Origin of the sequence: Enterobacter sichuanensis (genome assembly GCF_009036245.1) — a bacterium.
GTDB classification, from domain to species: Bacteria; Pseudomonadota; Gammaproteobacteria; order Enterobacterales; family Enterobacteriaceae; genus Enterobacter; species Enterobacter sichuanensis.
Window position 1 is genome coordinate 2,116,240 of record NZ_CP027986.1, and the last position, 21,233, is coordinate 2,137,472.

A 21,233-nucleotide genomic window follows, 5' to 3' on the forward strand; every position below is an offset into this window, starting at 1 on the left:
GGTTTTATGGCTGGTAGCGTTGGGTTTAGTTAACGCCTGGTCTGCGGTGAGCGAGGAGCGGACATGCCTCCCTTGCGGTATAAAAAATTATCTGGTAACAAGGTGGTATTGGTGTATCAGTGGCCGGTAAACTTAGGCGCAGCCCCGTTTGGAATAATAAAGGATGACACTTTGAGACTTAATGATGTAATTACTGACTGCATTAATCTTAAATTAAGTGGAACTGCAACAGATAATGTTATTCAATGCTTCGGTGGCAATATACTGAGGAAAGAAAAGCCAGTTTTGGCAATTGAAGTTTCGAGCAAAGAAATATTGCTATGGATGATGCAAGGAGCAACGGATGTACATGTTTATATCAGCGCAGGTACTTTTCATGTAAATGCAATGTATGCACCAACTGTCCGCTTTCCAGCAGCCAGAATTTATTTTATGAAATCAAAAGACCTTTTCTGGGTTGGCCATATTGGCGTTTATCTGGAACAACACGGAATCAAACTCACTCCAGTAGATGATGCCAACTTCTCAAAGCTCATTGATGATACGGGGTATGTACAACGTTATAAGCCGTGGTACGAAAAAAGGAAAGCTGACTCGAGATTATTCGATGGTCTGCTGGGAGGGCGGCTTAAGAATACTGCTGTAGATCAAGCTATATGGCTGTCCTCCAATGGAAAGTGCTTGGTTTGTGGAGAAAAAACCGATCGCATGGCGACCACTACTGTATGGGGGAAGTCAGGCATGATGATTGGTATGCAGTTGTGTTTGACACACGAAGAGGAATCTCAGAAGCAATCAATTCTTCTCAATTATCTCTCGAATCATTTGGGTGGAAAAGTTATGTTCTCAAATATGCGTCCACTGACTACTGAAGAGATGCTTGAGCAGACCTGCGAAATACTTAAGGTAAATTTCAACTGCACTATCATGAAAGTTGTAGGGGAAACTGTAACCGCCCGAAGACCGTCGGGGATCACCGTAGTAATCAGACACCAATCTTCGTCGAATTATGCCTATATAATAATGACCTCTGAAGGAAAGCAGTTGTCCAGGGTCGATTCAGCCGATCATCACCAAGTCCCTTACGGCCCTGATCATGTACATTTCGATCTGCGTAAATCTAAAAAAAATGTTGTCGAGACAAGCTTTACATACGGACATATTTGTCTGGATATGAAACTGCTTTTAAAACTGATCCAAGAGGCTGAAGATAAATTATAAGGTGATCCGGAGATACTGCTGAGGTCAGAATCATCGGCTTTACAACATATTCGCATCTTTGGGATGGATATGATTGTAACATTGCCTTTTTGAAACAGGTGTTACATAGCTAAAACAAGCTTTCTGATCTTTTCTGCCTTTTCAAAATGGTCCAATTTCATTTCCATAATCCACCAGTGCGCAACTTCCATAAGCAGTTCAGGATCGTCATTTTTATTAGCAAAAAAAGCATAAAACGAAAGCCCAACATCGCTTCCCTTAGAGGCGATTTTTGAATCACAGATCCTGATGATCTTTTCCTTCATTCCTTGCCGCACGCCATCTCCTTAACTCTTTTCATTTGCTGATTTAAAAAAAGCCGTAAGCAGTTATCTGCTTACGGCTTTCGGATAGGTGATGATTCTCTGACAATCAGGCCGCTTTCACGGCCCTGATTTTTTTCGTTTCCGCCGCATCGGATTCTGGTTTATCCGCTGCAGCTGGGGCAGTGACATCGGGAAGCTTGCTGGTACGCAGAATATGCTGCACGGTCTCTTTCTGCTCGGCGAGATACAGACCAAGATTTTCAGCCTGCGTTTCGTCCATCTGCATTCCGCTTTGCAACAGCCAGTCGGTGAACGCGTCGGCCATATCGAGCAGCTTGTCGTGAGCGTCAGCCTCTTTCTTACTGGCAAATGTCATTTTCTCTTCACCTTTCCTTACGACAACAAATTTTGTTTCAACAGCCATCGTGCACCTCTCTATACTGTATTTATATACAGTATAGCAGCAACAGATCGACGTTGCAGCAAAATATGCATTACTGGCGAAATTGCTGTGTTTCCGGGCCACCCATGCTGCGCCGCCATGCCCCAGGAGCCTGGCCATACTGACGCTTGAAGCTGCGGTTGAAGGACTGCTGGGAGTCAAAGCCCAGGGCGATCGCCACGTTCAGAATCGGTTCGTCGCTGTGGGTTAACCGTTCAACCGATTTTTGCAGCTTCCGCGCACGAATATACCCGGCGAGGGGATAGCCCGTGTGTTCTTTAAACAGGCGCTGCAGGTGCCATTTTGAATAGCCGGATCGCCTGGCGACGGTCTCAATGTCCAGACGACTGTCCAGGTTGTTGTCGATCCAGTCGAGTAAATCGTGCATAAATGCGCCAGTGTTCATCTGATTACCCCCACGCAGCGTAGAAAAAAGTAACTTTATCTGTTGCATTTAAAGGTGGCGTGTTTTTCCGTTAATTGCAAGTTTTATTGTTGCATTTAAATCCCTGTCCGAAACGGGTCTTTTCACATCGACGCAAATAGCACATAAAGTGCAACAATTATTCTTGCACTTAGTTAAGCGCCTTCCTACAATCGCCGCGATAGTGTACTCGCAACTGTTACAGTTTTGTGGCGATGAACGACACAAATGGCCTTCAGCCAGCTACCGGACAAAGGAAGTGGCGCGGCGCCTCCCGCTGCGTCTTGCCCGGCAGCTACAATTACCGGAATAAAAATAATGAGCCTGCAAAAAACCTGGGGAAACGTTTATCTGAGCGCGCTGGGGGGGATGTTGATCTCCGCGCTGCTCGTCGGATGTGATAACAGCGTCGCGCAAAACGCCGCGCCACCTGCGCCTTCCGTCAGTGCGGCTGACGTGGTCGTGAAATCCATCAGCCAGTGGGATAGTTTTAACGGCCGGATTGAAGCGGTGGAAAGCGTTCAGCTGCGCCCGCGCGTCTCCGGCTACATTGATAAAGTGAATTACACCGACGGCCAGGAAGTGAAAAAGGGCGAGGTGCTATTCACCATTGATGACCGAACCTACCGCGCCGCGCTGGAACAGGCGCAGGCGAACCTGGCGAGGGCCAAAACGCAGGCCAGCCTGGCGCAAAGTGAGGCTAACCGTACCGATAAGCTTATCGCTTCTCATCTGGTCTCCCGGGAAGAGTGGGAGCAGCGTCGCTCGGCCGCCGTTCAGGCGCAGGCCGACATTCGCGCCGCGCAGGCGGCAGTAGACGCAGCACAGCTTAACCTGGACTTCACCAAAGTGACCGCGCCTATCGATGGCCGCGCCAGCCGGGCGTTGATCACCAGCGGTAATCTGGTCACCGCGGGCGATACCGCCAGCGTGCTCACCACGCTGGTCTCGCAGAAGACGGTTTACGTCTATTTCGATGTGGATGAGTCGACCTATCTTCACTATCAAAACCTCGCCCGCAGCGGACAGGGGGCGTCCAGCAATCATATGGCGCTGCCGGTTGAGATTGGCCTGACGGGCGAAGAAGGCTATCCCCATCAGGGCAAAGTGGATTTCCTGGACAATCAGCTCACGCCGAGTACCGGCACCATCCGTATGCGCGCGCTGCTGGATAATTCCCAACGTCAGTTCACACCGGGGCTGTTTGCCCGCGTACGCCTGCCGGGGAGCGCGGCATTCAAAGCTACGCTTATCGACGACAAAGCGGTGCTGACCGATCAGGACCGCAAATACGTCTACATCGTGGATAAAGAGGGGAAAGCCCAGCGCCGTGACATTACGCCGGGGCGTCTGGCAGACGGTTTACGCATCGTGCGGCAGGGGCTGAACCCTGGCGATAAAGTCATCGTCGAGGGTTTGCAAAAAGTGTTTATGCCGGGAATGCCGGTTAACGCCAAAACCGTTGCCATGACCGCCAGCGCCGCCCTCAACTGATCCCTTGACCTGAGAATCCAACCCATGGACTTTTCCCGCTTTTTCATCGACAGGCCGATTTTTGCCGCCGTCCTGTCGATTCTGATTTTTATCACAGGATTGATCGCCATCCCGCTGCTGCCGGTGAGCGAATATCCTGACGTCGTGCCGCCAAGCGTTCAGGTGCGCGCGGAGTACCCGGGCGCCAACCCGAAAGTGATTGCCGAGACCGTGGCGACGCCGCTGGAAGAGGCGATCAACGGCGTTGAGAATATGATGTACATGAAATCCGTCGCGGGCTCGGACGGCGTGCTGGTCACCACCGTGACCTTCCGTCCGGGGACTGACCCGGATCAGGCGCAGGTTCAGGTGCAAAACCGCGTCGCGCAGGCCGAGGCGCGTCTGCCGGAAGACGTGCGTCGTCTGGGCATTACCACCCAGAAACAGTCGCCGACGCTGACGCTGGTGGTGCATCTGTTTTCGCCCAACGGTAAGTACGACTCCCTGTACATGCGTAACTACGCCACCCTGAAGGTGAAGGATGAGCTGGCGCGTCTGCCTGGCGTGGGTCAGATCCAGATCTTCGGCTCGGGCGAATACGCGATGCGCATCTGGCTGGATCCGAATAAAGTGGCGGCGCGCGGGCTGACCGCCTCGGATGTGGTGACGGCGATGCAGGAGCAGAACGTTCAGGTGTCCGCCGGTCAGCTTGGCGCCGAGCCGCTGCCGAAAGAGAGCGATTTCCTGATCTCCATTAACGCCCAGGGCCGTCTGCATACTGAAGAAGAGTTTGGCAATATCGTTCTGAAAACCACGCAGGATGGTACGGTTGTCCGCCTGCGCGACGTGGCGCGAATTGAGATGGGCTCCGGCAGCTATGCGCTGCGTTCTCAGCTGAACAATAAAGACGCGGTCGGGATTGGTATCTTCCAGTCGCCGGGGGCGAACGCCATCGACTTGTCTAACGCGGTGCGCGCCAAAATGGACGAACTGTCCACGCGTTTCCCGGACGATATGAAGTGGGCGGCACCTTACGATCCGACGGTCTTTGTGCGTGATTCCATCCGGGCGGTCGTACAAACGCTGCTGGAAGCGGTCGTGCTGGTGGTGCTGGTGGTGATCCTGTTCCTGCAAACCTGGCGCGCGTCAATCATTCCGCTGATCGCGGTGCCGGTGTCGGTGGTGGGTACCTTCAGCATCCTCTACCTGCTGGGCTTCTCGCTCAACACCCTGAGTTTGTTCGGGCTGGTATTGGCCATCGGTATCGTGGTGGATGACGCCATCGTGGTGGTGGAAAACGTCGAGCGAAATATTGAAGAGGGGCTTGCACCGCTTGCGGCGGCGCATCAGGCGATGCGTGAGGTCTCCGGGCCGATTATCGCGATTGCGCTGGTGCTGTGCGCGGTGTTTGTGCCGATGGCGTTTCTCTCGGGCGTGACCGGTCAGTTTTACAAGCAGTTTGCGGTGACGATCGCCATCTCCACGGTGATCTCCGCCATCAACTCGCTGACGCTCTCTCCGGCGCTGGCGGCCCTGCTGTTAAAACCGCACGGCGCGCCGAAACATTTGCCGACCCGGCTTATCGACCGACTGTTCGGCTGGCTTTTCCGTCCGTTTAACCGCTTCTTCCACCGCAGCTCGAACGGCTATCAGGGGCTGGTGGGTAAAACCCTCGGACGTCGCGGCGCGGTGTTCGCAGTCTACCTGCTGCTGCTCTGCGCGGCGGGCGTGATGTTTAAAGCGGTACCCGGCGGGTTTATTCCGACGCAGGATAAGCTGTACCTGATTGGCGGTGTGAAAATGCCGGAAGGCTCTTCGCTGGCGCGCACCGACGCGGTGATCCGCAAAATGAGCGAAATCGGGATGAATACCGAAGGCGTGGACTATGCGGTGGCGTTCCCAGGGCTGAATGCCCTGCAGTTCACCAACACGCCGAATACCGGGACGGTGTTCTTTGGCCTGAAGCCGTTCGACCAGCGTAAGCATTCCGCGGCGGAAATTAACGCGGAGATCAACGCGAAAATCGCGCAAATCCAGGAGGGCTTTGGCTTCTCCATCCTGCCGCCGCCGATTTTAGGGCTGGGTCAGGGGTCGGGTTATTCCCTGTACATTCAGGATCGCGCCGGTCTGGGCTATGGTGCGCTGCAAAACGCGGTGAACACCATGTCCGGGGCGATTATGCAGACGCCGGGGATGCATTTCCCGATCTCGACCTACCAGGCAAACGTTCCGCAGCTGGACGTGCAGGTTGACCGTGATAAGGCGAAAGCGCAGGGCGTGTCGCTGACCGATCTTTTCGGGACGCTGCAAACCTATCTCGGCTCGTCGTACGTGAATGACTTTAACCAGTTCGGCCGTACCTGGCGCGTGATGGCGCAGGCGGACGGGCAGTTCCGCGACAGCGTGGAAGATATCGCGAACTTACGCACCCGCAATAGCCAGGGCGAAATGGTGCCGATTGGCAGTATGGTGAATATCACGACCACCTACGGGCCGGACCCGGTGATTCGCTACAATGGCTACCCGGCAGCGGATCTGATTGGCGATGCCGACCCGCGTGTGCTTTCGTCCACGCAGGCGATGACGCAGCTGGCGGGTATGTCTAAGCAGATCCTGCCAAACGGGATGAATATTGAATGGACGGACCTGAGCTTCCAGCAGGCCACGCAGGGCAATACGGCGCTGATCGTCTTCCCGGTCGCGGTGCTGCTGGCGTTCCTGGTGCTGGCTGCGCTGTACGAAAGCTGGACGCTGCCGCTGGCGGTGATCCTCATCGTGCCGATGACGATGCTCTCCGCACTGTTTGGCGTCTGGCTGACCGGTGGCGATAACAATGTGTTCGTGCAGGTGGGGCTGGTGGTCCTGATGGGACTGGCCTGTAAAAACGCCATCCTTATCGTGGAGTTTGCCCGCGAGCTGGAAATCCAGGGGAAAGGGATCATGGAGGCCGCGCTGGAGGCGTGCCGCCTGCGTTTACGCCCGATTGTGATGACCTCCATCGCCTTTATTGCCGGGACCATTCCGCTGATCCTCGGCCACGGCGCGGGGGCAGAAGTGCGCGGCGTGACCGGGATCACCGTCTTCTCCGGGATGCTGGGCGTGACGCTGTTTGGCCTGTTCCTGACGCCGGTGTTCTACGTGACGCTGCGTAAGTTCGTGACGCGCGGGAAAAAAGAGGAAAGGGACGTTCTGCCAGCGTAAGGACGTTGCAGCTAATAAAAAACCGCCTTCACAGTGAAGGCGGTTTTTTTTCGCACCAGGTAAACTATTACGACGTTTTTTGATACTGGGCGATAAGATCGGGGAGCGGATCCCATCCGCTGCTGTCGGCGTTTTTCACCGCTTCCAGCGCGCTTGCCACGGTGTGGCGGGCCAGTACGGCTAACGACGCCTGCTCGGCCTCTTCGGAAATTGATTTAAAGTACCAACACGCGTTAGCGCTGACCACGCAGCGGGCCGGGACGTCAGGGCGCGACGCCCACAGTTTTTTATCTTCGATGACCGAAAGGTAGATATCGCGCAGGGTGATCTCTTCCGGCGGGCGACCAAGATGAATGGAGCCATTGCGGCCAAGCGTTGAGACGATAATGCCGTCACGCGTGAGCGGAACCATTAATTTGCGGATGAAGCTCGGGTTCGCTTCCAGGCCGTAGGCCAGAATCGCACTCGTTGAACGTTCGCCCAATTGCTCCGCCATCGCTACGCTGAGAACCATCTGCAAAGCTGTCGGGAAGCGGTAATCTAACATTTTTGTATCCTGGGTTGCGGTGAATCTTGTTCTTTTTGGCACCGCAGAGGTGAATAAGCAATAAACAACAATATAACAAATACGGTTTTTTTTTTGAAGCAATCTGCGGCATTTGCGATCAAACCCCCTGTTCTGGTTTAGCTAAACGTGCGGTTGGGGAAGTCAACCGTCACCATCAGGCCGCCTTCAGCGGATGTACTCAGGTTAACGCGGCTGTTGTGCTGCTGCGCCACCGCTTTGACGATGGCAAGCCCCAGACCGCTTCCGCTTTGCATCTGATTCGGGTCGCGGAAAAAACGGTCGAACACGCGTTCCCGCAGTTCAGGCGGAATACCGGGCCCCGCATCCGAGACACGCAGCTGCGTGCAGCCATCGAGTGCGCGTACGTCGACCTGAATCCGCCCCCCTTCAGGACTGTACTTCACCGCATTCTCAATCAGGTTATCAATCAGCGACACCAGACGTTCCCTGACGCCCGCGATCCAGATGTCATCCTGCGAGAAGAACTCCAGCTCAATCCTGCGCGCAGAGGCTAACGGCTCCAGCTCGGCCATTCGCTCCTGAATGAGTGTTGTCAGCGGTACTGGCTCCATCTCGGTGTCAATGCGTGCTTCGCTGTGCATCATCAGCAGCAGCTGATTGACGAGACGTGCAGCACGGCTGTTGCTGCGAATTACCCCCGCAAGCAGCTCCTGTTGGTTCTCGCTGATGACCCAGGACTGCAGCGCCTCCACGTTGATGCGCATCGCTGCGAGGGGAGTACGCAGCTCGTGCGCCGCATCGGCAATGAAAACCCGTTCCCGCTCAGCGCTTTCACGCACCCGGGCAAGGAAATCATTGATCGCATCCACCATCTGGCGAAGCTCCCTGTGCCTGGGAACGGCTTTTAGGGGCGAGAGATCGTCAGGCGTGCGTAACGTAATTTCATTGACCACCCTGTTCCAGGGGCGCATAGCAATGCGGATCGACAGCCACGCGGGAAACAGCAGAAAAGGGAAGCAGACCAGCAGCGGCAGGATGTAGTAACCCCGCGAGTTCAGGTAGATAAAGAAGTTCCAGCCACTGGCTGGCGTGAAGAGGGTGACCTCCACGTCGGAATGAGGGGATTTAAGGGTGCGGCTGGTCCAGGTACGATCGTCACTCTGAACGCGATCCAGTTCTCCGAACCGGGTGTTTGTTATCCCCGCAGGCGCGCCGTCGGAGGCAAAAATAACTGCATTGTTCTTGCGCACGATAAGGTTAATCGACAGCACGGGATCTTCACCGCCGCCATAGCCTTCGCGCAGCGCCTGGCTAAAGGCTTCGAGCACCGCGGTGCGATCCTGCGGGCGTTCGTCCATCCGCTCAACCAGGGTAAAAAGGGTTTCGTAGGTTTTACTGCCCGTGAGGATGGGAGGACTGCGCAGGTCCTCCCACAGAATGAAGGTTAAAAAAAGACACCACAGCAGCGTAAGCAACAGCATCTGGGCGATGATAATTCGCCGCACCAGCGTGGCGTGGCGCAGGTGGGACCAAAAGTTTCGCATTAACCGGTCACCCTCTGGACAGAGACGGTATCAATGACATACCCGACGCCCCGCACTGTTCGCACGTAACCGTCGCCAATTTTTCGCCGCAAATTACCCATATGCACGTCGAGCGCATTACTGAGGTTTTCTTTGTTGCCGAAGATCCTTTCTTCCAGGAACCGGCGCGTTAGCACGCGGTCAGCGCGCAGCATCAACGTTTCAAGCAGGGCGTATTCACTGGCCGTCAGGTCAACGTGGCGCGCGCTCACCGTCACGCGACGCGTCGGCACATGAAGCGACAGCCCGCGAATTTCTATTGCCTCATTTTCAAAACCGTAACTGCGTCGCGCAAGGGCTCTCACTCTTGCCAGCAGCTCGGCGAGAACAAAGGGCTTGACGAGATAGTCGTCTGCACCCGCATCCAGCCCGTACAGGCGATCCTGTAGCGTTCCTCGCGCCGTCAGGATGATAACGGGGATGCCCTTAAGCTGCTGGCGCAAACGCGTCATCAGGCTCATGCCATCGCCATCGGGCAGCCCTAAGTCGAGTAAAACAAGCTCAGGCACGCAGACGTCAAGCTGATGCAGCGCATCCTCTTTCCGGCGAACCCATATAACGTCAAAGCCTTGATCGGAGAGGGCGATACGTACGCCATTGCCGAGATCCAGGTCGTCTTCAATAAGTAGAATTTTCACAGTGGTAACTGTATCGGCAGTGAATGAAGAACATCTTAAGAAAAAAACGGTATCAGTAAATTTGTTCGGTTTACAGCACCTGCGCGCTTCAGCGTTTCTTCATTTTCGGCTCATAAGAACCTTAGGGTCACGCTTCAAAATGGGCGTTCTGGCGTTTAACCGCTTCATCGTCATCATTTGAATCCATAAGGACGTCCTTAATGAGAAACATCGAACTGCGTCATCCGTTCCCCCATTTATTCCCGGGCCGCAGCCTGAAAAACATCGTACCGGGCGTCGTGCTGGCATTACTGGCCACTCCGCTACTGGCGGCAGAGCAGAGCCAGGGTAACGTATTAACTCTCGGGGGCGGGGTGGACGTCGCGCCACGCTACTCGGGTTCGGATAAAACCCGCGTCAGCGCGGCTCAGGTGGTGGATTATTCCATGGCCAACGGCTTTTTTATCGGCACCACGCGGGGTATCGGTTACGGCAACAATCTGGGCAACCTGGATTACAGCGCAGCGCTCAGCTACCGCACAGGCCGTAAAGATAAAGACGTGAGCAGCGATTCGATCAGCTCCGGCAGCGACGAGCTGCGTGGCATGGGCGAGATAAAAGGCTCGGCTATCGTGGTGCCTGGTCTGGGTTACAAGGTAACCGACTGGCTTAATCTGCAGGTGCAGGGTGAGATCCCGGTTTCTGAGAGAGACAACGGTGAGGCGGTACACTTCGGCATTTCCAGTCCGCTCTATACTTCACCAAATAATGCGGTCACGCTGGCGCTGACCGGCAGTTGGGGATCTGACAAATATATGCAGACCTACTACGGCGTCAGTGCCGCCCAGTCGGCGGCATCCGGGTTTGCCCGACATGACGCCGGTGCCGGAATTTATGCGTACTCGCTGAATCTTGACTGGACCCACACGCTCACCTCGCGCTGGAGCGTGCTTGCCGCCGCGTGCGTGACGCAGCTGACGGGAGATGCTGCCGATAGCCCGATTGTGCATCGTAAGACGTCGCCTACGGGGAGTCTGAAGGTGACGTACAGTTTTTGAGGGTGGGTTGCGCTGTCCTGGGTTTTAAGCGTGCACTAACGACATAGATCAGCCGCTCCGCTTAAGATGGCGGGGCGGGTTTTGTCAGGGATGCTGTATGGGACCATATGCATGGAGACTAGCATCATTCCATATCAGGCGATGAGGATGTTGTCTGGTATTATCCCGAATCTTGTACCAATTAAGTACGAGGCATTTTTTGTGCTTCACGCTTTTGTGCTATCGAACGCTGATAAAAAAAGAAAATACTCAACAGTATTGTCCCTTCGCACTCATCAGCTTGCTGAGGTAACACTATGTTCAACCCCCTGGAAGATAATATTGCCGTATTTATGACAACATTGCGGATACGTAAGCCGTTTGATTTTGGCAACCATCTTGAACCCTACATTGTGGTGATTGCTACGGATAAAAAGGACAACGCAATTCGTATGAACGTCAGCCATTTCGCTTTTCCTGGAGCCAAAGTTTATCAACAGATAATCACCCCTGATAACGCCATACTACTTTATGGCCCTGCAAATCCAGGCGAATTTCTCACCCTCAGTATCATGTTGTTGGATTCCGACGCGGACATTCAGAACGCAGGAAAGCAGTTAGAAGCGGCCATCAACACCAGTGCAATTGCCGCTGACGTAATAGCCCGGCTCACCGCGAACCCAACCGCTATGGTAGCGACGACGCTGGCAGAAGAGGTACTGCAAGGTATTGCTCACATCATGCAGCAAAATAAAGATGACCCCATTATGTTTGTACACGACAGTTGGCTACAAGGGCTAACGCCGCCTTACGGGATAAATCAGTATAAATTACATGCCAGCGACAGTGCTGAAATCAGCCTGCGCGTTAGCCCGATCCTGAAGCAATCTCAGCAGAATGTAATGACTATTGCGCATATTGAGGGAGATAAATGAGCGAATTAACATCAGGAACCGCGTATCTGCCATGATTTTATATGTATAGCGTGGATGGTTGGGGGAGGGATTCGGGCTGTTGTCGGACTGAGGAAGGCGGGTTAACTGCAACCTGAAGAGGGCGACTGTATGCAGAACTTCAGTGCCAGCACTTAATGGTCAACATGATTTCAAAAAAGCCGATGATGTGAGGCTAGTTGGCATGATTGGCATTTGTGCAAACACCGCACTTGCACTCGTCAGCCCTGACCCATTCAGGCATGAGATTTAGTTGAAGATTGCTATGTTTTAGTGCGCGATAAAATTTCAGGCATCTATATAGTAAATCACGCTCCATAACAGCGTTTTATTTCCTTGAAATTCACTAGTCGAAACGTCCGATTCACGCCCTGAGACATTCCGACAAGTTTTTTAGGGTTTCAAGAGGTGCGATACAATTGCGCTTCCGCAGTCCTGCGACGGACCAGGCCAGGCAATAGTTTTCCGGAGCCATAGATCCAACGGCCAAACTCCTCAGCAGCCCCCTCAAAATTGCCTGCCTTGTGCTTGCGCAACAATGTTGATTCTGCAAGAGCATGTAAACCTGCGTTGTAAGCAAAGCTTGTCAACGCGCCGAATTGGTTCCCAGAGGTCGGCGCGTTGCCCAGTAGCGCTGCCACTTTAATCCCGTAGTTCATGAGATCACTCTCAAAGCGAGCATCACACTCAGCCTGTGTCCATTGAGTTCCCTTATTAATATCGGGTCCCGTGCTCCCCCAGCCGATTGTCCAGGGTTCTCCACCGCTGCCAGGGTCAGGATAAGCTTCTAATTCACAGCTTTCAAAATGCTTGATAAGGTCAATACATGCCTGATTAGGCGTATATTTTCCCATGTCGGAAGACACAGTTGTTGCTTGTTGTCCCGTTGACAATGTCTCCAATCTAGTGAGTTCATACCAGGTTTTCGGGCCGACAATACCGTCCGGTACCAGTGCGTGATTACGCTGAAAAACACGCACCGCCGCCTCAGTATTTGAGCCGAAAATACCATCATCATAAATTCCAATGGTGAACTGAATCTGTTTAACCAGTTCACCTTTAGTGCCACGGCGAAGTGTGGCTCTTCCACTGGCATCCATGGCAGGAATCGCGGGGCGCACCTGTGCAATGCCACGCATGATTTGACCGACTTGATTACGAAAAACGGCCATATCCAGCGTCGGGTCGTTCTTACGCCCTTTAGGCAGCGCATACTCTTTATGGCCACATACCATAGTTTCTGGTGCTCCGATATATTTGAGGATTGCCGCAACAGCACGGTAATACGCATCAAGTTGTACATCAGGCCAGGGTTCACCGATGCCTGTATTTTCAGCCTCGATGCCAATAAAATTAGTATTACCCGTATCAATGCTTTGCCAACTGCCCACGCCTGCATGGTTGGCACGACCTGCGGCCACAATAAAGAGCGTACCGTCTCGCGCTAACCCAAGTTGCGCTAGTGGGCCTGCTAGCGCTTTAGCATTTGCCGATGCAGCTCGCCCGTTAATCAGGGTATTGAGACTAGGCATTACGCCTTGTGGGGCTCCCGCAGTATGATGACAAATGACACCGCGGATCGTACCGACGTCTCCGCGGCCACGCGTCCGCCAGCCTGTGCATTCAGCAACCTTCAGACCTGCTGCTTCCAGGACATCTGGAAGCCATGTGAGAGAATAGGCCATGTTTTTAGCTCCCCTTATTGTGAGGCCAGCGGTGCTGGCGTGATATTTTCACTAGTGACGCCTCCTGTCGCGGCTGGCAAATCTTCATCCCGCGTAACTTCCTCTCCTTCCACTGGATGAGCATCACACAGGCAAGAATCAATAGTGTCTTCGGCATTAAGTTCGGCATTCGCTGTTACTGCCACTGCAGTGATGGCGGCAGAAGCAGCCGACGCAGCCGCAGCATTCGACGGCCCTTTGCTTGCTATAACCGCAGCATCAAGTCCCTTACTGCCCTTACTGCTCTCTGAGCCGATTCTGGCTAGCAGGTCCGGAATCATTCGCTCGGTGAAACCTCCGAGGAAACCTAATATGAAATTAGGCATCCATGGGATTTGCGACATAGGTTTAGGAAACTGCAGGATGTTAACTAGCCCAAGACGGTAAAAGCAGACGATGACTAAACCAGCGATCATCCCAACGGCGATACGAAGAACAGCGTCGCTGGTATTATCACGCCAGTGGAGATCTGTGCGAATAGTGCGGGAGCGAATACCTATACTGATAGAAAAGAAGGCTCCCAGTATGCCCCCGACAATACCGTACTCTATCGTTGGTTGATGGCGAAATAGACAAATGATGAAGAGAATAAAAGCCACAGCCAGCGAGGCGATTGATGCCGAAATAAGATAAAGAAAACGTGCTCGTGATTTACGGTCAGCAATCACTTCATTACGAATTTCGGTGAGTATTTCTGAAGCATTGGGGATATCTCCTTCAAGCGCGGTGATCAGCGCATCAGCAACACGCCGATCCAGATGCTCAGCCCTGTTTTTAAGCTCCGTATTGTTACTGTTGTACCAGCCATCAATGAGGCCATTAATTTGCCCACGCAACGCAGCCAGAGCAGCCAACTGTTTGCGCTGTAACACAGCGGTAGCTTGATCGTCGGCAAACTGCACCATAACGCGCACTGCGGTACGATACACGGCATAAAGAGGCACATTGACAGTATAAATATCAACTACCACAATCCCTGCGGCATCCTTCTCGTTGATTTTTAGTTGATTCAGTTGCATTATGACTCTCCCCCTTATTTGCATTGCCTTATATTGCGATTGCATTATCATTAAAAATAAATAGTATTGTAATGCCGATATATCCTATACTTTTTAAAAGAACTCTTTCGACTTGTTTTTCTGTGGAAATAAATACTATCAGTGCGTGATTAATACATTGACCATTCGGATGAATGAACGTTTTTAGTATAGAAATACAGTGTTGATTATATCTAATGAAAATAGGTGATATTTATTTTCTCGTTGATAGAGTTTTATGACATGTTTAAGCCAGTTATGGCAGGAGGATGTTTCTCGGTTACAAAACGGACAAGCATATTGGTATTGTAGTTGTTTACTAAATTATCCCACTTGAATAGATTTCCGAGACGTCCGCTCTTGGCACTAAACGAATTTATTGGTACTGAAGGTCTTCTGTCAGCGAAAAGCTGACCTTCTGACTGTCGGCCCCACCAATTCGTCCCCGCCCTGCAACACCGCAGCATTTAAATACCATAGCCTTTCCCAGAAGTGTGCCAACATTACGTGATTAGTATTAATCTCCGGAGAATAACGTGTTCGGAAAGTATTTTTTAAGCTACATGCCGGGCCTGCAAAATTTGTTAGCCTACGATAAAAGCTGGCTAAAACATGATGTTAAAGCCGGGTTATCCGTCGCGGCTGTCGCGCTACCGGTTGCGATTGCTTATGCGGAGCTGGCGGGGGTTGGAGCCATAGTCGGGCTGTACTCCTGCGTTTTACCGATGATAGCGTATGCAGTGTTTGGCTCTTCACGCCAGCTTATTGTCGGCCCTGATGCCACAACCTGTGCGGTGATTGCGGCCGTGGTGTTTCCTCTTTCGGCGGGAAATCCTGAACTGCACTGGCAACTGACGATCGTCATGACGTTGATGATGGGCGGATGGTGCCTGCTTGCCAGTAAATTTCGCCTCGGCGCGCTTGCCGATCTGCTTTCTCATCCCATTCTTACCGGTTTGCTGAATGGCGTAGCCGTGACGATTATTGTCGGGCAAATCGGCAAGGTTTTAGGGATCAAGCTTGATGAGGCGCAGGTTATCGAGAAAATCATCGCCTTGCCAGGCCGCATTTCAGACAGCCATTTTTTAACCGCAGGAATATCACTTTTAACGCTCGCTATTTTAATGGCTATCAAAACGTACCGCAGCCACTGGCCCGCACCTTTGATTGCCATTGTTCTGACAACGTTACTGGTCTGGGGGACATCTGCACTACAGTACGGTATTGCCACCATTGGGGGAGACGGTTTCCAGCCTGGTTTGCCCGTTGTTCACTGGGAGACGTTCCAGCCTGGTCCGATGCGTGATTTGGTGATCCCGGCGCTGAACCTGGCGTTGGTCAGCTTTGTCAGTCTGATGCTGACCGCCCGCAGTTTCGCCGCGAAAAATGGCTATGAAATTAACGCGGATGCCGAGTTCCGGGCGCTGGGTATTGCGAACCTGATGGCGGGATTATCTCAGGGGTTTGCTATCAGTGGCGCCGATTCCCGGACCGCGGTGAATGATTCAGTTGGGGGGAAAAGCCAGCTGGTTTCCGTGGTCGCCGCCTTAATCATCGGTATCGTCGTGGTCTTTTTCACTCAGCCATTACAATTTATTCCGGTTTCGGCGTTAGGGATTGTTCTAATCTATGCATCGTGGTCATTGATTGATTTACGTGGGCTTTGGAACCTGAGACGGCGAAATAAACAGGCCTTTCGCCTGGCCTTCTTCACGTTTGGCTGTGTGTTAATTATCGGCGTTATCCAGGGGATCGGCCTCGCGGTGTTGCTTGGCCTGTTACAGTTCCTGCGTACCGTCTTTCGTCCCTCCGAGCACTTACTGGGCACTGACGAAGATGGCATGATTCACTCATTAGGTAATACCACCGATATTAAAATGGTCCCGGGCGTGCTGATGTATCGGTTTAACTCACCGTTGACCTATTTTAATGTGGCTTATTTTAAACGCCGGGTATTGAACTTAGTTGATGGTGCAGCATTACAGCCTAAATGGGTGATTATTGATGCTGTGGCTTGCTTCACCCATTCAGACATCAGTGTTCTGGCAACCATAAATGAGTTGAAGCGCGACCTGAAAGCTCGGCAGGTTACGTTAATTCTTGCGGGCAGGAAAACAGAATTAACGCGCTGGTTTAAAGACAGCCGGCCAACAATGAATGATGATGACATGATTCTGGCACCAGACCTCTATCTGGCACTTCGGTTCATTCAAAGCAAAGAGAGTGCGAGTGAATCGGGTGGAGAGGTATAAACCAAACCCAGGCTTGCCCGCCAGTTGCGAGCAAGCCGTACCCCTTAGCGATACAGCGTCTTTTCCGCAACCGGAACAAGCAACGCGGAACGCCAGTCCGCCAGCGTCAGCTGCGCGAGCTTGCCCAGCGCGGTATAAAACGGATGCCCGGCGTTGTCGACAAACACCGAGAGGAAACGGGTACTCCACGGCAGCAGATGCCAGGCCAGGAGCCGATCGCACTCCGCTTCGCGGCCATTCTCGGCCAGCCACGCCGCCAGCAGCAGCAGGGTACCGAAATGATCTTCCGGTTCATTTTGCTGCATCTCAAAAGCAATGCCGTTTTCTCGCATCCACTGGCGCAGCGCGAGGGTCGAGTCGCCAAACAGCACCGATTCGCGGTCCAGCCAGACGGAGCCCCACGGCGGTGCGGGCAGGGCATAAGGGCCAATAAACAGCCGTTGCCAGGCGTCTGTCAGCGGCTCATCGGCTGGGGCGGCAAAGGTTTCGGCAATGGGCTGCAGCGTTTCCGGTGGCAGCGGCCAGTCCTGAACCCATTCACCCGCGGTAAGGGCCTGCACCAGCGGCGCGGCCTGCTCGCTGTCGGGTGAAAAATAAAACAGCGCGCCCAGTACGCGGGCGCTGAACGCGAACGATTCACGCGGTGTGACGTCTTTCATTAAACCTTCCTTGCTCGCGCGGATTGCGCCCGCGCGGCTGTGTTAACCAAGAATACTGACCGTATAATAAACCACGATCGTGCTAAACCTTTTCGATCTGCACCAGATTGGTGTGCTGCGGGTTGCCTTTTGCCAGCGGCGACGGGCGGTGCGTGGTCAGGGTATTGATGCATGATCCGTGGTCAATACGATCGCCATTCATACTGGCGTCGTGCCAGGCGCCCTGGCCCATGGCGCTCACGCCGGGCATGATGCGCGGCGTGACTTTCGCTTCAATTCGCACCTCGCCGCGTTCGTTAAAGACGCGCACCATATCGCCGTTCTTAATGCCGCGTTTTTCGGCATCGACCGGGTTAAGCCATACCTCCTGCCGACAGGCCGCTTTCAGCACGTCGATGTTGCCATAGCTTGAGTGGGTACGGGCTTTGAAGTGGAAGCCAAACAGCTGCAGCGGGAACTGCTCGCGTTCGGGCGCGTCCCAGCCGTCAAAGGTCGAGGCGTAGACGGGCAGCGGGCTGATGGTTTCATCTTTTTCCAGCTCCCAGGTGGCGGCAATCTCCGCGAGTTTGCTGGAGTAAATTTCAATCTTGCCCGACGGCGTTTTCAGCGGATTGGCTTCCGGGTTCTCGCGGAATTTTTTATAGGCCACAAAGTGCCCGTTCGGATCTTTGCGCTTATAAATGCCCATTTTTTTTAGCTCGTCATAGGAGGGCAGAGTGGGGTCTTTTTCGAGCATTTTGGCATACAGATACTGTAGCCACTGCGCCTGCGTCCGTCCTTCGGTGAATTTCTGATGAATATCCGGTCCAAGGCGTTTCGCCACTTCACTCATGATCCAGTAGATGGGCTTGCGCTCAAACTTCGGCGCGGTCACGGGCTGGAGGAAAATCAGGTAGCCCATGTTCCCGGCATAATCGTTCGGAATGATGTCTTCCTGCTCAACGGTCATGAGATCCGGCAGCAGGATATCGGCATATTTCGCCGATGAGGTCATAAAGTTGTCGATGACGACAATCATTTCGCACTTGCTTTCATCCTGCAGGATATCGTGGGTTTTATTGATATCGGAGTGCTGGTTGATGAGGGTATTGCCCGCGTAGTTCCAGATGAACTTAATCGGCACGTCCAGCTTATCTTTCCCGCGCACGCCGTCGCGCAGGGCGGTCATTTCCGGTCCACGAGCGATGGCATCCGTCCAGCTGAAGCAGGAAATTTGCGTTTTGACCGGATTGTCCGGCAGCGGCATACGTTCGATAGTAATGGTGTATGTCGACTCACGCGCGCCGCTGTTACCGCCGTTGATCCCCACGTTTCCGGTGAGGATAGGCAGCATCGCGATCGCGCGGGCGGTCAGTTCTCCGTTCGCCTGGCGCTGGGGTCCCCAACCCTGGCAGATGTAAGCCGGTTTGGCGGAGCCGATTTCACGGGCAAGCTTAACAATGCGATCGGCGGGTATGCCCGTAATGCGGGAAGCCCACTCAGGGGTTTTCGCGGTCTTGTCATCGCCCTGACCGAGAATATACGCTTTGTAGTGGCCGTTAGCGGGTGCGCCTTCCGGCAGCGTTTTCTCATCATAGCCCACGCAGTATTTATCCAGGAACGGCTGGTCGACCAGGTTTTCGGCGATCAATACCCACGCAATACCGGCTACCAGCGCGGCATCGGTACCCGGACGGATGGGGATCCATTCATCTTCGCGGCCAGCGGCGGTGTCGGTGTAGCGCGGGTCGATGACGATCATGCGCGCACTGGATCGCTCGCGAGCCTGCTCCAGATAGTACGTAATCCCGCCACCGCTCATGCGCGTTTCCGCCGGGTTATTGCCAAACATCACCACCAGTTTGGTGTTTTCGATGTCAGACGTGCTGTTGCCGTCGTTGCTGCCGTAGGTGTAGGGCATCGCACAGGCGATTTGTGCCGTGCTGTAGGTGCCGTAGTGGCTCAGGAAACCGCCGTAGCAGTTCATCAGGCGCGCCACCAGTGAAGCATAAGGGGAGGAACGGGTAATATTGCCGCCGACAATGCCGGAAGAGTAGTTGATGTAAACCGCTTCGTTGCCGTATTTGGCCACGACGTCTTTCAGGCTGGCAGTGAGGGTATTGAGGGCTTCGTCCCAGGTGATGCGCTCGAATTTGCCTTCACCGCGCTTACCCACCCGTTTCATCGGGTAGTTCAGACGGTCAGGATGATTAATACGGCGGCGAATAGAACGTCCGCGCAGGCAGGCACGCACCTGATGGTTACCGTAAATATCGTCACCGGTATTATCCGTTTCAACCCAGTACACTTCGTCGTCACGGACGTGCAGACGCAATGCACAGCGGCTGCCGCAGTTAACCGAGCAGGCGCCCCAGACCACTTTATCTTCGGCAGCATTCATGGCGTTTTGCACGGCCGCGGCAGCACGTCTCACGCCAAAGGGCAACGACAAACCGCCGGCGGCAAGCGCCAGAGAACCAATGGCTGTAGATTTTACGAGTGTTCGACGGCTAATTCCGCCGTGATGTTCACTATCGGACATGGCTCACCCCATCATTATAATTGCGTATTATTTTTCCCGTTATTACAACCGGGCTAATGATGGGGTGAGTGTTACTGATTTGGGGGGATTAGATCTTAATCCTCATCAAAACAACGGGAATTGCAGGCAAATTACTGCGGTTCAGTCGGCGCGGAGTCCTGACTGCCTGCCGCCGATCCGCTGCCTGTGCGGGTATAAAGGATTTTAAAGGTATCGTTAGCGCAATGACCCACCACCTGCGCATCCGGCTGGTCGGCCTGATCGTTCGGTACAATGTTCAGCGTAAAACCGGACTCCGGCACGCCGTTGTTGATGATTTTTTGCTGAATGTCGCTTTTCACACGCTCGCAGGAATCCGGTGCCGCCAGCGCGGCCGTTGAGGCACTCATTAACAGCAGGGCGGTAATCCAGGGTAACCGTTTCATCTGTAGCTCCTTTTCTCTGTGTAGAGATTAATTTTAGCAGGCTTCGTGTAAACAACTGTATTTGCTAATATGATTGGGAATAATCTCCCTGTACGGAAATGAATGTGAAGAAATACGCAGCGATAACGCTACTGGCAGCAGCACTGGTGGGATGCGATAACAGCACCGCGCCGCTGTCGTTTACGCCTGAGATGGCGAGTTTTTCCAACGAGTTTGATTTCGATCCCCTGCGCGGCCCGGTTAAAGACTTTACCCAGACCCTGTTCAACGAGAAGGGCGAAGTGTCCAAACGGGTCACCGGCACCGTATCGGCAGAAGGGTGTTTTGATACGCTGGAGCTGCACGACCTGGAGGCCAATACCGGCGTGGCGCTGGTACTGGATGCCAATTACTACCTCGATGCGGAAACCCAGCAGCGAAAAGTGAAGCTGCAGGGGAAATGCCAGCTGGCCGAACTGCCGTCAGCCGGGGTGACGTGGGATACCGACGACAACGGGTTTGTGGTGGCGGCCCACGGCAAAGAGATGGAAGTGAAGTATCGCTACGATGCCGATGGCTACCCGCTGGGCAAAACCACCATCTCCGGGGATCAGCATCTGTCCGTCCAGTCGACACCGTCTAAGGATCTGCGCAAAAGAATGGACTACTCGGCAGTCAGCATGTTGAACGACAAACCGCTGGGTAACGTGAAGCAGAGCTGCGACTACGACCGACACAACAACCCGGTAAGCTGCGACCTGATCATCACGGACGATAGCGTCAAGCCCGCCGTTGAGCGCAAATACACCATCAAAAATACGATTGAATACTACTGAGAATAAAACCGCGCA

18 protein-coding genes are annotated in these 21,233 nt (G+C 53.6%); 7 read left to right on the forward strand and 11 right to left on the reverse strand.

Annotation, left to right across the window (positions count from 1 at the left end):
• Positions 1 to 63 precede the first annotated feature (63 nt).
• Positions 64 to 1,221 (forward strand): DUF6516 family protein, encoded by a 1,158-nt coding sequence (locus tag C1N69_RS10185; protein ID WP_244956324.1) that lies wholly within the window; start codon positions 64 to 66, stop codon positions 1,219 to 1,221.
• Positions 1,222 to 1,322: 101 nt separating this feature from the next.
• Here the strand turns inward: C1N69_RS10185 and C1N69_RS10190 are convergent, their stop codons facing one another.
• The 3 genes from C1N69_RS10190 to C1N69_RS10200 form a co-directional block, all read right to left on the reverse strand.
• Positions 1,323 to 1,538: a DUF6500 family protein gene (locus C1N69_RS10190; protein ID WP_059385298.1), complete on the reverse strand. Its 216-nt coding sequence runs from the start codon at positions 1,536 to 1,538 to the stop codon at positions 1,323 to 1,325.
• Positions 1,539 to 1,632: 94 nt separating this feature from the next.
• The gene (locus C1N69_RS10195) at positions 1,633 to 1,950 is read right to left on the reverse strand and encodes a YebG family protein (RefSeq protein WP_047958463.1); all 318 of its coding nucleotides are present in this window, start codon (positions 1,948 to 1,950) and stop codon (positions 1,633 to 1,635) included.
• 70 nt (positions 1,951 to 2,020) lie between these two features.
• Positions 2,021 to 2,374, reverse strand: a complete 354-nt coding sequence (locus C1N69_RS10200; protein WP_032676801.1) for a helix-turn-helix domain-containing protein — start codon at positions 2,372 to 2,374, stop codon at positions 2,021 to 2,023.
• A gap of 336 nt (positions 2,375 to 2,710) precedes the next feature.
• On the opposite strand from C1N69_RS10200, the gene oqxA reads away from it, so the two are divergent.
• Positions 2,711 to 3,886 (forward strand): multidrug efflux RND transporter periplasmic adaptor subunit OqxA, encoded by a 1,176-nt coding sequence (gene oqxA, locus C1N69_RS10205; RefSeq protein WP_025760255.1) that lies wholly within the window; start codon positions 2,711 to 2,713, stop codon positions 3,884 to 3,886.
• Positions 3,887 to 3,910: 24 nt separating this feature from the next.
• Complete coding sequence (oqxB, locus tag C1N69_RS10210) at positions 3,911 to 7,066, forward strand: multidrug efflux RND transporter permease subunit OqxB (RefSeq protein ID WP_155031103.1); 3,156 nt, start codon at positions 3,911 to 3,913, stop codon at positions 7,064 to 7,066.
• 67 nt (positions 7,067 to 7,133) lie between these two features.
• Here the strand turns inward: oqxB and oqxR are convergent, their stop codons facing one another.
• From oqxR to C1N69_RS10225, 3 genes are all read right to left on the reverse strand, one after another.
• Positions 7,134 to 7,613, reverse strand: coding sequence for an efflux pump transcriptional repressor OqxR (gene oqxR, locus C1N69_RS10215; protein WP_025760257.1), 480 nt, complete (start codon positions 7,611 to 7,613; stop codon positions 7,134 to 7,136).
• Between the two features lie 137 nt (positions 7,614 to 7,750).
• On the reverse strand, positions 7,751 to 9,139 hold the full coding sequence (locus C1N69_RS10220; protein WP_047958465.1) for a sensor histidine kinase: 1,389 nt from the start codon (positions 9,137 to 9,139) through the stop codon (positions 7,751 to 7,753).
• Positions 9,139 to 9,816, reverse strand: a complete 678-nt coding sequence (locus C1N69_RS10225; protein ID WP_047958466.1) for a response regulator — start codon at positions 9,814 to 9,816, stop codon at positions 9,139 to 9,141. Before C1N69_RS10225 ends, C1N69_RS10220 begins: the two co-directional genes overlap by 1 nt.
• A gap of 200 nt (positions 9,817 to 10,016) precedes the next feature.
• On the opposite strand from C1N69_RS10225, the gene C1N69_RS10230 reads away from it, so the two are divergent.
• Positions 10,017 to 10,853, forward strand: coding sequence for a MipA/OmpV family protein (locus C1N69_RS10230; protein ID WP_155031104.1), 837 nt, complete (start codon positions 10,017 to 10,019; stop codon positions 10,851 to 10,853).
• 296 nt (positions 10,854 to 11,149) lie between these two features.
• Positions 11,150 to 11,767 carry a hypothetical protein gene (locus C1N69_RS10235; RefSeq protein ID WP_155031105.1) on the forward strand — a complete coding sequence of 206 codons (618 nt, stop codon included), beginning with the start codon at positions 11,150 to 11,152 and terminating at the stop codon, positions 11,765 to 11,767.
• 419 nt (positions 11,768 to 12,186) lie between these two features.
• Here the strand turns inward: C1N69_RS10235 and C1N69_RS22850 are convergent, their stop codons facing one another.
• Complete coding sequence (locus tag C1N69_RS22850; RefSeq protein WP_218944889.1) at positions 12,187 to 13,470, reverse strand: glycoside hydrolase family protein; 1,284 nt, start codon at positions 13,468 to 13,470, stop codon at positions 12,187 to 12,189.
• Positions 13,471 to 13,484: 14 nt separating this feature from the next.
• Positions 13,485 to 14,528 (reverse strand): hypothetical protein, encoded by a 1,044-nt coding sequence (locus C1N69_RS10250; protein ID WP_155031106.1) that lies wholly within the window; start codon positions 14,526 to 14,528, stop codon positions 13,485 to 13,487.
• 554 nt (positions 14,529 to 15,082) lie between these two features.
• Between C1N69_RS10250 and C1N69_RS10255 the strand changes: the two genes are divergently transcribed.
• Complete coding sequence (locus tag C1N69_RS10255; protein ID WP_155031107.1) at positions 15,083 to 16,798, forward strand: SulP family inorganic anion transporter; 1,716 nt, start codon at positions 15,083 to 15,085, stop codon at positions 16,796 to 16,798.
• A 44-nt stretch (positions 16,799 to 16,842) separates the two neighbouring features.
• Here the strand turns inward: C1N69_RS10255 and dmsD are convergent, their stop codons facing one another.
• The 3 genes from dmsD to C1N69_RS10270 all read right to left on the reverse strand — a co-directional run bounded on the left by dmsD (position 16,843) and on the right by C1N69_RS10270 (position 20,403).
• Complete coding sequence (gene dmsD, locus C1N69_RS10260; protein ID WP_155031108.1) at positions 16,843 to 17,457, reverse strand: Tat proofreading chaperone DmsD; 615 nt, start codon at positions 17,455 to 17,457, stop codon at positions 16,843 to 16,845.
• A gap of 82 nt (positions 17,458 to 17,539) precedes the next feature.
• The gene (gene ynfE, locus C1N69_RS10265; RefSeq protein WP_155031109.1) at positions 17,540 to 19,978 is read right to left on the reverse strand and encodes a selenate/tellurate reductase subunit YnfE; all 2,439 of its coding nucleotides are present in this window, start codon (positions 19,976 to 19,978) and stop codon (positions 17,540 to 17,542) included.
• Positions 19,979 to 20,109: 131 nt separating this feature from the next.
• Positions 20,110 to 20,403, reverse strand: coding sequence for a DUF1161 domain-containing protein (locus C1N69_RS10270; protein ID WP_095440751.1), 294 nt, complete (start codon positions 20,401 to 20,403; stop codon positions 20,110 to 20,112).
• Positions 20,404 to 20,507: 104 nt separating this feature from the next.
• Here C1N69_RS10270 and C1N69_RS10275 point away from each other — a divergent pair, with 104 nt between their 5' ends.
• Positions 20,508 to 21,218: a YnfC family lipoprotein gene (locus C1N69_RS10275; protein WP_155031110.1), complete on the forward strand. Its 711-nt coding sequence runs from the start codon at positions 20,508 to 20,510 to the stop codon at positions 21,216 to 21,218.
• The last annotated feature ends 15 nt before the right edge of the window (positions 21,219 to 21,233 follow it).